This window comes from Pseudanabaena sp. UWO311 (assembly GCF_006937785.1).
Lineage (GTDB): Bacteria > Cyanobacteriota > Cyanobacteriia > Pseudanabaenales > Pseudanabaenaceae > Pseudanabaena.
Window position 1 is genome coordinate 1 of the sequence record NZ_SJEE01000024.1, and the last position, 13,341, is coordinate 13,341.

The 13,341-nt window shown below is 42.6% G+C and carries 11 protein-coding genes and 1 tRNA gene; 6 read left to right on the forward strand and 6 right to left on the reverse strand.

From position 1 onward, the window contains the following. Window positions 1-284 precede the first annotated feature (284 nt). Window positions 285-357 (reverse strand) — tRNA-Thr (locus tag PseudUWO311_RS16780). 456 nt (window positions 358-813) lie between these two features. Between PseudUWO311_RS16780 and PseudUWO311_RS16785 the strand changes: the two genes are divergently transcribed. Further along, window positions 814-1,527 carry a J domain-containing protein gene (locus PseudUWO311_RS16785; protein ID WP_142656393.1) on the forward strand — a complete coding sequence of 238 codons (714 nt, stop codon included), beginning with the start codon at window positions 814-816 and terminating at the stop codon, window positions 1,525-1,527. Between the two features lie 132 nt (window positions 1,528-1,659). On the opposite strand, the gene PseudUWO311_RS16790 is transcribed toward PseudUWO311_RS16785, so the two are convergent. Together PseudUWO311_RS16790 and PseudUWO311_RS16795 are read right to left on the reverse strand one after the other, a co-directional pair. Then, on the reverse strand, window positions 1,660-3,069 hold the full coding sequence (locus PseudUWO311_RS16790) for a DUF3370 domain-containing protein (RefSeq protein WP_142656394.1): 1,410 nt from the start codon (window positions 3,067-3,069) through the stop codon (window positions 1,660-1,662). A 94-nt stretch (window positions 3,070-3,163) separates the two neighbouring features. Further along, a complete protein-coding gene (locus PseudUWO311_RS16795) occupies window positions 3,164-3,727 on the reverse strand; it encodes a Uma2 family endonuclease (RefSeq protein ID WP_142656395.1) in 564 nt (187 codons plus the stop codon). 195 nt (window positions 3,728-3,922) lie between these two features. On the opposite strand from PseudUWO311_RS16795, the gene folD reads away from it, so the two are divergent. The 5 genes from folD to PseudUWO311_RS16820 all read left to right on the forward strand — a co-directional run bounded on the left by folD (window position 3,923) and on the right by PseudUWO311_RS16820 (window position 9,818). Further along, entirely contained in the window at window positions 3,923-4,795 is an 873-nt protein-coding gene (gene folD / locus PseudUWO311_RS16800) for a bifunctional methylenetetrahydrofolate dehydrogenase/methenyltetrahydrofolate cyclohydrolase FolD (RefSeq protein WP_142656396.1), read from the forward strand. 117 nt (window positions 4,796-4,912) lie between these two features. After that, window positions 4,913-5,824 carry a geranylgeranyl diphosphate synthase CrtE gene (crtE, locus tag PseudUWO311_RS16805; protein WP_142656397.1) on the forward strand — a complete coding sequence of 304 codons (912 nt, stop codon included), beginning with the start codon at window positions 4,913-4,915 and terminating at the stop codon, window positions 5,822-5,824. Window positions 5,825-5,882: 58 nt separating this feature from the next. Then, a complete protein-coding gene (locus PseudUWO311_RS16810) occupies window positions 5,883-6,323 on the forward strand; it encodes a divergent PAP2 family protein (protein ID WP_142656398.1) in 441 nt (146 codons plus the stop codon). Between the two features lie 236 nt (window positions 6,324-6,559). Further along, window positions 6,560-9,271, forward strand: coding sequence for a DUF4157 domain-containing protein (locus PseudUWO311_RS16815; protein WP_223807618.1), 2,712 nt, complete (start codon window positions 6,560-6,562; stop codon window positions 9,269-9,271). 88 nt (window positions 9,272-9,359) lie between these two features. Next, window positions 9,360-9,818: a pentapeptide repeat-containing protein gene (locus PseudUWO311_RS16820; RefSeq protein WP_142656399.1), complete on the forward strand. Its 459-nt coding sequence runs from the start codon at window positions 9,360-9,362 to the stop codon at window positions 9,816-9,818. A gap of 36 nt (window positions 9,819-9,854) precedes the next feature. Here PseudUWO311_RS16820 and PseudUWO311_RS24750 read toward each other — a convergent pair whose 3' ends face one another. From PseudUWO311_RS24750 to PseudUWO311_RS16830, 3 genes are all read right to left on the reverse strand, one after another. After that, window positions 9,855-10,004: a DUF6760 family protein gene (locus tag PseudUWO311_RS24750; RefSeq protein WP_317843030.1), complete on the reverse strand. Its 150-nt coding sequence runs from the start codon at window positions 10,002-10,004 to the stop codon at window positions 9,855-9,857. Next, the gene (locus PseudUWO311_RS16825; RefSeq protein WP_142656400.1) at window positions 9,989-10,297 is read right to left on the reverse strand and encodes a phage tail assembly protein; all 309 of its coding nucleotides are present in this window, start codon (window positions 10,295-10,297) and stop codon (window positions 9,989-9,991) included. Before PseudUWO311_RS16825 ends, PseudUWO311_RS24750 begins: the two co-directional genes overlap by 16 nt. 82 nt (window positions 10,298-10,379) lie before the next feature. Then, window positions 10,380-13,313, reverse strand: a complete 2,934-nt coding sequence (locus tag PseudUWO311_RS16830) for a hypothetical protein (RefSeq protein WP_142656401.1) — start codon at window positions 13,311-13,313, stop codon at window positions 10,380-10,382. Between the last annotated feature and the right edge of the window lie 28 nt (window positions 13,314-13,341).

Sequence of the window (13,341 nt, forward strand, 5' to 3'; positions counted from 1 at the left end):
TTTTTTTAACAAAAAGACGGCGGCATACGATTTTCTCCTTATTCTGGGGGGCTCGGAGTTGTGAATAAGAGACTGGTTTTTCCTTAGGGATTGAAGTACAGAAATAAATGTGAAGTTGCTTCTATCCTTTGTTTTTGTTCCCCAACAGATCAAATAAATAAAGGAAAGAATAATACTAGGGCGTTTTTCTTTTGGCCGAAGAAAAAATGAAAACCGCCATAGCTATCTAATCACTAGGTATGCTTAAAATCTGCTTAAAATCCCTGCCGAAACTTTGAAACATAAGCTGGGGACGAGACTCGAACTCGTGACCTACTGATTACAAATCAGTTGCTCTACCAACTGAGCTACACCAGCAAATTTAATTCTTTGGTATGCTAGCAGAAATGAGATCGCTTTTGCAACATTTAGCTTAAATATCTAATCAATTCTAATTGTGAAACCAATTTTGGGGCATCGCTGGCGGTAGGCTTGCCCCAAAATTGGTTTTTACGTCTCAAAGAAACATGCATTTTCCCAGTGTAATGGATAGTGGTGCAAGGCTTTGACTCGCACCACTAATCATTCACTGGGAAGCGAGTAACTTCTCTGGCTATATCTAGAAATATCTCAAAAAAAGAGTCGGAAATAATTACAGACTTTAATTTTTTTTATTTGTCAAGTGGTTGACGCTGACTGAATATGCCTACAAAATGCTTAATAGAAAAGTTTTGCTCTGCTTAAAAATAATGTTTCGAGAATCTCGAAATCCTGAAAAATTCAGCATGAAAAACATCCAAAAATTACCGCAAACGTAGATTAATCACTAAGGACATGGCTAGGACAAGCGATCGCACCCAACAAGCAAATCACTACAAAACTCTACGAATTAGCTACAACGCCGCTCCTGCCGAGGTCAAAACCGCCTATCGTGGTCTAGTTAAAGAATTTCATCCCGACTGCAATCATCATCTTGATAATCACGATGATATTGCCTCCATCAACCTTGCTTACGAGGTTCTTAGTAACCCCCAATCTCGGGCCCATTACGATCGCAGTCTTGGTATTAAACATAATCCTAATGGAGCATCATCTCATCAGGGCTTCAAGCGATCGCCTTCTAGTCGGGAAATCCACCTCAATGAAGATCAGAAACTTGATCGCTGGTTTAAACAAGTTTACGAACCCATCTCTGAAATGCTCGAAGTAATCCTCGATAGTCTAGACGAGAAGATCGACGATCTTGCTGCCGATCCTTACGATGATGGATTAATGGAAGATTTTGAAGACTATATTGATGAATGTCGTGGTTCCTATGCCAAGGCGCAGATTTTCTTTCGTGCATTTCCCAATCCAACTTCTGCTGCTGGGATTGCTAGCTATCTTTATCACTGTCTCAATGCAATCAGTGATGGAATTGAAGAACTAAATTACTTCACACTAAATTTTGATGATCACCATTTGCACACTGGGCAAGAACTTTGGCGGAGAGCTGATGAGATGCGTTATTGCGCTCAAATGGCAATGGAAAATTTACAAACAGTATAGGCTTGTTAGTCGGATTGCATCTTCTATAGCAATGAAAGGTTTGCTTAGGACATAAAACCTCAAATAAAAGGGGCGGCGCTTCGCGCCGCCCCTTTTATTTGAGTAAGCAAAATTTTCATTGCGCAAAGCGCTTTATGGTGCAGTCATTACCGTCAAAACCTGTGGGGGGGTGGCATCCGCAGGATAAAGAAAATCAAATTGGACAACACGGCGATCGCTTGGGGGCATTGTCAAAGTCACTAAAGACTTGCCTCGTTCACCACGCCGCATCATTAAATGTACATAACGCGATTGGGCTAAGCCTCTGTCATCGCGAAATCTGACTCTAACTGAACCTCGAAAAAACACATCTTCAGGTAATGGCTCAAAAAACTGTAAGCCACCAACAGGTTTATCGTATTTGATGGGATTTTGGAATGAGAGCGTAACAGTTTTCGTTTCGTTAGTGGGATTATGCAGAGGTAATGTCAAGTTATACTGCACGCCATAATTACCATGAGCAGAATAGGCGGTGTCAGGATAGCGAACTTTCAGCGGGGCAGTTTGGACTTGACCTGTTCCCATTGTACCGTACTGCAAAAGGCTCAATCCGTAGGAATAGGATTCGCCAGATTTTGGAATAGCAAGATCATTACTATCCTTATCAGTTAAATTCCCAAACCATTGGGAACCAAGCTGCACTCCAGCCACCCGACTATATTCAAAGAATCCTTCCGTTCGATCTGGTGGTGTTGGTACAACATCACGTGGTTTGGCTAGTTCTCCAATCTTGAGAATGTTTTCCCATTCTTCGAGATTGGGAGCACGTTCGGTTCCATCAGCGTTAAGACGAGCATAGAGAGCTAGGGTTGCGACATAAATCTTGCCAGTACTTCGTAACCGCGATAACCCCGATCGCCCATTTAATGGCGGATCTAATTCTTTTACAGGAATTGGGATATTCATCAACATCCGACTCTGCTTTGGCGGAATCACAATTTGAGCAGGAAAAATATTCTGTCGGCGACCACGCAAAATATCGAGCATGGCGCGATCTCCTGGCCCGCGATAGGTTTCGCCATTATTATTGAGGCTGTAGTTGGGTGCATCGTAGAAGGGCGCATCAGGCTGACTGAGATAGCTGGCTCCCAACAAGGTGTCAATAGTTACAGGTTGATCAGTTGGGTTATAAGCGATCGCACCAATATACAAAGTCCTCAAATCAACTGGTGGTGGTGCTTTGGAAATATGGTGCGTGAATAAATCGAAGCGACCTTCAAAGGGGAAGTTTAAATGTGCCTTGGGATGAGCCATGCCTTCAGGTGGGAAAGCTGACAGCAAAATCCCTTCTGTTTGTACAATTTCAGGACTATTGCTATTAAACATTGGTACATCGTCAAGCTTGCCCATCAACGGGCGCATTTCTTGCCGTTCTAAAATGATTTGGCGTTGACTGGCAGATTGAGCAACTTTGCTAGTTAAATTAGGCTCATTTACCGAGTTAGTTATGGGCAAGACTGGTGTAATAGGAGTCAATAAAGACATTAGAAAAGCTGTCAACATAGTCTTTTGGCTTTCAAGGTTTGAGGCAAGTTTATATGATAAATGCGATTACAGCGTTTTGCGCCAAAAAGTAAGGTTGCCCACCATACTGATTTCAAATGCTTGCCATTACTTGACTCATTGATAGCGAAATGCTGGGGAAAATATTAGAGACTATGAGATCGCCTTCTCTATACTCCTTCTCAATATAACTTCCATTCACCAAACTTAAAACCGAAAAAGTTCCCAGCAAAAAATCCACAATCCAATATTCAGGAATACCAAACTGAGCATATTCCTCGCGCTTCTCGACAGTATCCACCGAGCGACAAGTTGGACTCACAATCTCAATGACTAGCAAACAAGGCTCATGTAAAATATCTGGCTGATTTCCTAAGTTTTTCTTCTGTGTAAGAGTCATCACCAAGACATCAGGACGGCGTGTTCTTTTACCATTAAATATTTCAGTACTATTGACACGAACACAGTATGGATGATGAGAGTTATTTATTTCTGATTGCAAAAAGAATGCAAAGAACATCATCAAATCATTATGAAATACTGTTGTTGGAGTCATTACGACTAATTCTCCATCGTTAAATTCATAACGCTTGTCAGTACCATCTTCATAGCTGAGATATTCCTCAAATGTTATTCTTTTCGCAGTAGTGACGGTCATAGATTTCCATCCTTGCTCTTGATTTTTGTGAGTATTAAAGTGATCGCCTTTCTAAATTCTAAATCATATCTAATTCCCGAAAATTTGTGTCGTCAAGATCTTTCCAGCCCTTATTAGTACCTGCTATCTCCCATCAAGCGATACAATCGTTTACAAAGTAGGTAACGAATCGCAAAGTAAAATTCATAGCAATTTATGGCAGTAATCATTGATGGCAAGGCTCTTGCTAAGAAAATGCAAAAGGCGATCGCGGAAGAGGTTTCGCAACTACAAACTCAATATGGTCGTCCCCCGGGGTTAGCCGTGCTGATGGTGGGCGACAATCCTGCAAGCGCCGCCTATGTGCGCAATAAAGAAACCGCCTGCCATAAGGCGGGGATCACCTCCTTTGGAAAACATTTTCCTGCTAGCGTCACTCAAACAGAATTAGAGCAAGTTATTGACGAGCTAAACGCTGATGATCGCGTAGATGGCATCTTGATCCAGTTACCTTTGCCAGAAAATTTAGATGCGATCGCCCTCTTAAATCGCCTTGATCCTGATAAAGATGCCGATGGTTTGCATCCAAATAACCTCGGCAAATTAGCAAGGGGTGAAGTTGGTTTGCGGAGTTGCACACCAGCAGGAGTGATGGAGCTATTAGCTGAATCAAAAATTGATATTGCTGGCAAAAACGCCGTTGTGATCGGGCGCAGCATCCTTGTCGGTAAGCCAGTAGCTCTAATGCTGCTCGAAGAAAATGCCACAGTCACGATCGCCCATTCACGCACGAAAAATCTCGCTGAAATTACCCGCAAAGCTGACATCTTAATTGCAGCGATCGGGAGACCAGAATTTGTGACTGCCGAAATGGTCAAGCCTAACGCTGTAGTAATCGATGTCGGTATTAACCGCATCACTGATTACGAAGGCAAATCTCGGCTCGTCGGTGATGTGGACTATGCAAGTGTTAGCGAAGTTGCCTCTCACATTACCCCTGTTCCTGGTGGTGTTGGTCCAATGACGGTGACGATGCTCTTGCATAATACGGTTTGGAGCTACAAGGAAAAAGTAAAAAGTAAAAAGTAAAAAGGCAAAATTTTGGGTAGCGATCGCAAGTCGTTGCATAATATACATTCTGGATACTGACTAAAGTTTTTGCCCTACTCTAGCAATTAGTTATTGTTGAAACCATTGAAGCCAGCCATGCCCCAAACATTGACCGAAACAATTGCATTTAATTTAGATAAGTATTTACGCGATCTCAAACCAGAGGTTGAGGCAGCCCTTGATGCTTCGATTGCAGTTACCTATCCCGAAAAAATTTATGAATCCATGCGCTACTCGCTGATGGCTGGTGGCAAAAGATTACGTCCGATATTATGTCTAGCTGCTTGTGAATTATTAGGTGGCGATCGCGCCTCAGCAATGCCCACTGCTTGTGCAATGGAGATGGTGCATACAATGTCATTGATCCATGATGATCTCCCAGCGATGGACAATGATGATTATCGGCGCGGAAAACTAACTAATCACAAGGTTTATGGCGATGATATTGCGATTTTGGCAGGAGATGCCCTTCTAGCCTACGCCTTTGAATTTATTGCTGACCAGACGAAGGGCGTACCTGCGGAGCGCATTTTGAAGGCGATCGCCCATCTTGGACATGCAGTTGCAGCGACAGGTTTGGTAGGGGGGCAAGTTGTCGATTTAGAATGTGAAGGTAAGCCAGATGTGACGGCTGAAACTCTCACATTTATTCATATCCACAAAACAGCTGCCTTGCTAGAGTCTTGCGTCATCTGTGGCGCTTTACTGGCTGGTGCAAATGATACCGACATTAAGCGTCTATCCACTTATGCTAATAACATAGGTTTAGCTTTTCAAATCATTGATGACATCCTAGACATCACAGCAACTTCTGAGCAACTTGGCAAAACCGCAGGCAAAGACCTTGCCGCCCAAAAAGTTACTTATCCAAGCTTGTGGGGTATCGAAACCTCGCAGCAAAAAGCTGAGGAATTGGTAGCACAAGCCAAAGCTCAACTTATCAGTTATGGTGATGCAGCTTTTCCACTAATGGCTCTTGCCGATTACATCACGGCTCGAAAAAACTAAGTTCTAACTCTCAATTTTAATTTCCACCCCTTTCTTGCCCCTAATTTTTGCAATTGATATGAACCTCCATCCTGTTGGCGAAATCCTCGATAATCAAGTTCTGCTAATTGCTCTATGTTCTAGTCTGACTGCCCAAATACTCAAATTATTTATCGAGTTAGCTCAGTTCCGACAACTCAGATTCAAAATCATGTTTGAAACAGGTGGAATGCCGAGCTCTCATTCAGCTTTAGTTTCGGCATTGGCTACAGGTATCGGTCGGACTCAAGGCTGGGATACCCCACAATTTGCGATCGCTACAGTCTTCGCTTTTATCGTTATGTACGATGCCGCTGGTATCCGCCGTGCTGCTGGTAAACAGGCAAAGGTTCTCAATCAAATCATGGTGGAAGTGTTTGAAGAAGAACATGATCCTCTCAAAGAGTTGTTAGGTCATACCCCCGTCCAAGTTGTGGCTGGATCGATCTTAGGTATTTTGCTGATGTGGTGGTTCCTATAGCCCGATCTAGATAAGAGGTAGCGCAAGGCTCCGCCTCTTAATCTTTTGGGACTGCGATCGCAAATATAGTAAAACCAAAAATAGAGTTGCGGCGCAAAGCGCCGCAACTCTATTTTTGGTTTTCAGAACTTAACTATATTTATTATTATTAAAAAGTATTTGTGCGACAATAAAATCAAGCTAATTTCTGTTTAACCTTGCAAGGAATCATAGAAAATACTAGGAGCTAACTAGATATGGGACATACTAATGACAGATCCACAAAAGCTTCATCCTTAGTAAATCCTACATCTCTAAATTTGCAACCTAGACCATTTGCTGCATTGGAGTCTGACGAGAAAGAAGAGGCGATTTCACGCAAATCAGGATATTCTGAAAATTTCCTTGAGAAAATAATCAATACGCCAAGGTCAGAATCAGCAACGCCAATCCAACGAAAATCTGGAAATCGATTGAAGGCGATCACTACTGAGAGAAATAATGCATCCTTACAAAATCAACCAATTCAAAGGCAAGAAGCGGTAGAAGAAGAGAAAAGTGAAGGCGAACAGGAAGATACAAAAGAGTTCACCATGAATCCTGAACCTCCACCAGTTCAGCGCAAGTTTGAGAATCGTTTGAGGGCAAAGAATGCGCAGAGAATGGCGATTCAAGCAAAACTTGCGATCGGTGAGCCAAATGACAAGTATGAACAGGAGGCTGATGCTACTGCGGCTAGGGTCGTGCAACAAATTAATTCGCCAACTACTTCACAAAGTCAGCCAGTACAGCGAAAGTTTGAGAATCGTTTGAGGGCAAAGAATGCTCAAAAGATGGCGCTCCAAGCAAAGCTGGCTATTGGGGAGCCAAATGACAAGTATGAACAGGAAGCTGATGCTACTGCGGCGAGGGTCGTTCAACAAATTAATTCGTCAATTCCTTCTCAAAGCCAGCCAATTCAGCGACAAGAGATGGAAGAAGATGAAGAATTGCAAATGAAGCCGTTCGTCCAAAGGAGTGAAAACATTGGAGGAGGTGAAGCATCAACGGATTTAGAATCGGCAATTCAAAGTGCGCGGGGTGGTGGTCAGTCACTAGATGCAAATCTGCAACAGTCGATGGGACAAGCAATGGGTGCAGACTTTAGCGGAGTAAAGGTACATACAGATTCGCAATCTGATCAATTAAACAAATCCATTCAAGCCAAAGCTTTTACGACAGGGCAGGATCTGTTCTTTAGGCAGGGAGCTTATGAGCCAAGTAGTCGAGGCGGGCAGGAATTGATTGCTCATGAGTTGACTCATGTCGTGCAGCAAAATGGAGGAGCGGTTCAGCGATCGCCAATAGCTTGTAATCAAAACCAAACTCAGTCATCTAAAAATATTCAACGCTATGTAGAAGCTGGTGAAATTGCGAAGACCCCTGAGAGTCCAGCTCAAAAAGAAGCATTATTATTGCCAGAAAAGACTCGCATTTCAGAAAGTCGAAATACTATCGTCATACTAAAAGATGATAACCCATCGGGTAGCGATGAAATGTATGCTGAGAGCAGCTTGATTTCAGGGGCGAATGACAAGCTTGCTTCTGCAGGAAACAGCGGTTCTGTTGTTAGCTTGACTGGTGGTGCAAAAAAGACGTTTTTTGGTGCAGAGCTATCAAAGGTTGAGCCAAAAAGTGAAGCCAGAAAAGGCTTCACGGATATGAACGAAGCGAACAATCCAGTCAACAGTGAGAAGTATGACGAAAGCACTCAGGATATGGTCAGTCCACTAGAAAAAATCAGTAACCAAGTAACTTCTAATCAGACTTTGTCTAGACCTAGTTCACCACAAGAAGTACAAGCAGTTTTAGTCTTTACAACAAATGAACTTAATTCAAAAATTAAGGAAACGGGCGAAGATGGAACAGTTGAATTATCCGAAAAAGAAGCCGACGAAATAAACAAGAAAATTGTAGCCCGCATCACTCAAATCAAGCAGATGCGCGGTCAAGGTGGTGATGCAAAACTTGTTCTTTATAAAGAATGCATCAAAGCTGCACATGCAATTATGGGTGTCCGTGAATTAGGGCAAGATAGTGCAGTTTATAATGAGGAAGATGAAAGTCAGCTAACAAAAGCCGAAGATCGCGGAGCTGGCGGACTCAAGTCGCTAACAAAAGCATTGCAGGAGCTTGTGCAAGATAAGTTTGGTGAAGAATATTTTGGATACCTAAGTAAGCCTGAGACTGAATTAGGAGAAGAAGAGAAAAAGAAGCTTATTGCAACGGAAAGAGAACTTGGATTCAATCGAGGCGCAAACCCAGAAATTGGAGAAGCTTATGCTACAGTCTCTAATGAGTGGGAAGACAACTTCCAAAAATTTGAAGATGCGGGTGGTACTTGGAATCAGCACTGGGCAGCGGTTGTCATGAAAGACGGTGGTGACAATGTTACTCTTGAGAACGCCGCTGATAATCCAGTTAATATGGACAGAGCTTGGTGGTTTCAAATGTATGGTACTGAAAAAGATGGTCAAACATTTCATGAACAGTCAATGGCTTCTAAATGGTTCGGCAATATGGCAACCACACTACAAATTCGTCCTGAGAAGGATATTGTTTTAGGAGGTGGCTCCAATTTAAAGACTTTCGATTCTAATGTTGAAAATGTTAAGGCGTTTAAAGATAAAACAATCAAGGAAATTGCAAAAGAAAAAGATAATTATTCTTACCTCGATTTCGACTTGCAAGATATTGCCATATATGAAGTTCTACAACGTGGATTAGCTTATGCTTTATATCACGTCAGGCATAACAAAAAAGGAAGAAAGACTCGTGTGAATGGTTGGATTGATGCTCTAGAAAAATTTATCAAGACAAAAGGCGTTGATTTACCTGACTCCAATAACGAGTTAACAGGTAAGCAGTTTAACGTAAAAATGGCTGTTCATATATTAGTGGAAATGAAAAAAGTTAATGTGTTTAGTTGAATCTTCATATGAGAGGATTGAACTTATCTTGGTTAAAATGATTCTTGAATAGTCAGTCTTATTACTAACAACTCATTTAGGATTGCCGATGTTACGTTATTACTTTTTAGCTGGCGCGATCGCATTTCCCCTATACCTAACAATTGCTCAAGCTATGATCGCAGATCCCATTGGGCAATTATTAGAAACTAGAGCTTGCGCAGAATGTGAACTCAGCAATGCCAATCTCGCTGAGGCGAAACTCAATGGCGCAAATCTGAGCTTAGCAAAAATGCGGGCTGCCGATTTGCGGAAGGCGAACTTGATTGGCGCAAATCTGATTGGGGCTTATTTAAAAGATGCAAATTTTCAGGATGCAAATTTGCGCTGGGCAAACTTTACAAATGCGGACTTAGAAAATGTAGACTTTCGAGGTGCGGACTTGAGAGGGGCAAAGTTTAACGCGGCTTTATTAAAAGATGTTAATTCGCAAAAAAGTATTTTTTGTCGCACGATCATGTCCGATGGCAAGCTAAATAATCGCGATTGTCGATTATCTGGCGATTAAATTTTTTGTGGTGCGGCTTTGCCGCGCCAACATTTACTAGCGTAATCTCATGATTTCATCGACCCAACGTAAACGTTCGGCATGGGTGAGGTTTAGAATATCTTCCCTTGACCAATGGAAGTAAAAAGCAATGAAGGCTACCTCTTCATACAACCTCTCCGAGGGGTAGCCTATGATTCCCCCGATGAAGTTACGTTTTGCGGTTGCAGTTGACTAAATAGATCTTGGAAATAGACAAAGTCTGGCAAAAATAACTGCTCTAGTTGTTGTGCAGTAACTTGCTGTAGATTTCCTAATTTGGCGATCGCCTGAGCCAGTAATAGAAATACGATATCTAGATTGCGATCGCGATTGGACAAGTCCTGCACGATCATTTCATCTTTGGCTGTCAATAGTCTCATTTTGCCCTGAGTGTGCAATTCCCCATTAGCATCGATTAATCCTTTGGGCAATTTAAAATCAAATTCTTCAGTCATCATAATCAATTAGCTTTTCTAATTTTTTCTTTTTTTCTTTTCAAGGTATGTAGAATGGGCATTGTCCACCCTACATACCTTGTCTTTATTTTTGGCTGGGTGGAACTTCTGAAGGTGTGAGTGTACCACCTGATCGCTGATTTATCCCCTTGTTAGGAGTAATTAGCGGCGAGTCAATTTCAGGTACTTGCAGTTCAGGAGGCAATGCGATCGGTGGAGTCTGTTCGGGTTTAGGTGCTGGTGGTGGCGCGATCGTTTGGACAATGAAAGAGCGCATGATGATTTGTCCATCGGGATTCGTCACTTTCAGGATATAGGTGACTTCTGCGGACTTTGGACTTAATGGCAGAGCTAATTGCCCAACTGCCGCGATATTCCCTGGGGCGGGAAGTAGTTCAATTTTGGCTGATGCCGAAGCCTCGACTTTCCAAGATAGCGTGAGCATAGTAGGAACGTCAGGATTAAGATTGAAAGAATATTGTGGTAACGCATCTTGTCCATTTACCTTTAGTTCCAGAATTTTGGCAGGAAAAGGTGCAATTTTGGTAACTTCAGTTTTTTTAGAGACAGGAGGTGCTTTGGGATCGACTGGGGGCTTTTTGGGCACGATCGCTAACTCAAAAATATAGCTACTTGCCGCCTTAGCCTCGGTAGGAACATTTTTGCAAATCATCTGATCGTTAGAAATCGTGCAGTAGGGGCGTAGCGATCGCGGTAAGCCTTCAGTAACTACGAAGCGTAACGGCGGACTCTTGACTTCACCTTCAGGCGATCTGCCTACAAGGGTTAATTCCTTAACTTGACTAGCATTGGCAATCGTCCAGTTCAATCTTACTTCGTTACCAAGATCGGGCTTAGGTTTAATTATTCTTGGCTTAATCCCGCCTTTAGCAATGCCGATTGACGTAAAAAATACCTGCTTTTCCAAAATGATTGAGATAGAGCTTGGCTCAGTAAAGTTAGTAACTGGAGCAACATTATCAGTACTAGAAATTGTCGTAGCAGAAAGATTAGTAGGGTTTGTCGCAGGGGCAGACGCATTTTCTGAGGGTTTAACTTGAGAAACTGGAGCAGTTACAACCGTTGGCAAAACTGGCTTGGACTCGGTATAAAGAGGCTTAGTCGATGCTAACTCCACAATCTCAGCTTGGGGAATCGGCTCCACTAAAATTTTTGAGGTTTTAGCTAATGGAATGGTTTTAATTTTAGGATTCTTCGATGATAGATTCATCTGAAAAATATACTGACTGGGCTTGCGGGCATCAGTAGGTACGTTTTGGCAAAACAAATCGCGATCGATTACACAGTAATCCTTCAGTTCGGGGGGAATTCCCTTGCTAAAGTTATAAACTACAGGTTGACTGATCGCCTTCTCATCGGTTGAGAGTCCCTCAATCCTCATTTCACTTAATAGCTCTGGATAGGTAACTCGCCAGCGTAGGCGAATCGCTTCATTTGCAGCTTCTTGATAGGTAGGTGATTCAGAAGAAAACTCGACTACTTGCGGTACATCAGGTGGTCTAAAGAAGAACCACCAAATCAAAAAGATAACTGTCCCAACTATCCCCAAGATACTAATAATCAGTAGAACAAACTGCCACCAAGGACGAGATGGCAATAATAAATTACCTGTGAAACGATCATTAGGTATTAGTGCGCCCTGTTTATCTTCAACTTCGATAATGAAGTTTAAATAGCGATCGCTTAAAAACCTTGGCTTACATTTTTTTGTCGGTTCAACTTCAATATTGACCTTAGTCGTTCCAAATGGAGCTATTTTCAGTTCTTCCATGGACAAGGTATATGTTAACAAACCATCTTGCTCAGCACTACTGGCTCTGAGGATCAACTCACGGGCAATATTGCCATTACTTTTAAACCGCATTTCATACAGGGACGGCTCACGGACAACCCTTGTCCGTAATGTCACCAGTTGAATATCAAGCTGATAGGTAGGAAGAATCTCAAAATAGGCAATATCTAATAACGATAGCTCTGGGTTATTCTCCGAATGGACGCGAATAGTCGGCGCATAAATCCCTGCCCACACATCCATGGGTGGCTTGAAAATTACCGTAACATGCCCTTGGGTATCAGGGTTCAGCGGCAAGCCTTCTGAGGCTTCGACAATGCCAGCTAGAGCCAAGCCTTCGGGATAGTAAATTGTAATCCATTTAGGATCTAGGTCGGGGACAGTTACCCGAAAGCGATCGACTCGATTAGAGCGATTAGAGACAGATACGAGGACTTGCCATATTTCACCCAATCGCATTGGATGGGGATTGTCAGATGAGGAACGTGGCAAGGTGACAAAGGTGGGGTCATTGACTCTAACCACCTCTTTAATTGCGGGAAGAACAACTACGCGACCTTTATATTGAATCGGTGTATGCTCTGGATAATGCTTAGGTGCATCAATAATTAAGGTGTAGTTGTAGTCATCAGGTGGCGTAGTTGGGGGTACTTGGATTAGGAATACAACTTCGCAACTTTGCCCCACACTCAAAGCCAGTCTTTCTGATGGCAGAGCACACCAAGGATAAATCGAGCTAGAGTCCTTGTCGATCGCTATACTGATCACCGCACTGCGATCGCCCTGATTGGTGACTGTGACGCATAATTCAAAATTCTCGCCCGTAGAGGTTGACACTGTCCCCGAAGGATTGAGAATGATTGATAATGGTCTCTGTGAAACTGATGTCGAAGAGATCGAGTCTAAACTTTCGGCACTTTGTTGGCGACGAAAATCAATCTCATAATAGGTAACTCCTTGCTCTTGTCGTGCTTCGATAAACCCTTGCCTAATTAAATCTGCAATCTCAGCACTGGTTTCTTCTAATTCAGCCTCAATATATACAGCGATTACTTCCAACGTAGACTGCTGTTGGCGCATAATCCAATTAATAATTTGCTGCTGCCGCGTGGATAGGGTCAAGATATCCACCATATCAATCCCTGCTTCTTGCTCGTTACTGCTGTTAGCGGCATTTGAGGCAAATATGGTTGGTTCGCTCCTCATATTTTGCAGGGTTTTCTATGAATAGGAC

Coding starts and splice junctions, on each gene's coding strand:
- PseudUWO311_RS16785 (WP_142656393.1), top strand. CDS start 814: ATGGCTAGGACAAGCGATCGCACCCAACAAGCAAATCACTACAAAACT.
- PseudUWO311_RS16815 (WP_223807618.1), top strand. CDS start 6,560: ATGGGACATACTAATGACAGATCCACAAAAGCTTCATCCTTAGTAAAT.
- PseudUWO311_RS16820 (WP_142656399.1), top strand. CDS start 9,360: ATGTTACGTTATTACTTTTTAGCTGGCGCGATCGCATTTCCCCTATAC.
- PseudUWO311_RS16825 (WP_142656400.1), bottom strand. CDS start 10,297: ATGATGACTGAAGAATTTGATTTTAAATTGCCCAAAGGATTAATCGAT.
- PseudUWO311_RS16790 (WP_142656394.1), bottom strand. CDS start 3,069: ATGTTGACAGCTTTTCTAATGTCTTTATTGACTCCTATTACACCAGTC.
- PseudUWO311_RS16795 (WP_142656395.1), bottom strand. CDS start 3,727: ATGACCGTCACTACTGCGAAAAGAATAACATTTGAGGAATATCTCAGC.
- folD (WP_142656396.1), top strand. CDS start 3,923: ATGGCAGTAATCATTGATGGCAAGGCTCTTGCTAAGAAAATGCAAAAG.
- crtE (WP_142656397.1), top strand. CDS start 4,913: ATGCCCCAAACATTGACCGAAACAATTGCATTTAATTTAGATAAGTAT.
- PseudUWO311_RS16830 (WP_142656401.1), bottom strand. CDS start 13,313: ATGAGGAGCGAACCAACCATATTTGCCTCAAATGCCGCTAACAGCAGT.
- PseudUWO311_RS16810 (WP_142656398.1), top strand. CDS start 5,883: ATGAACCTCCATCCTGTTGGCGAAATCCTCGATAATCAAGTTCTGCTA.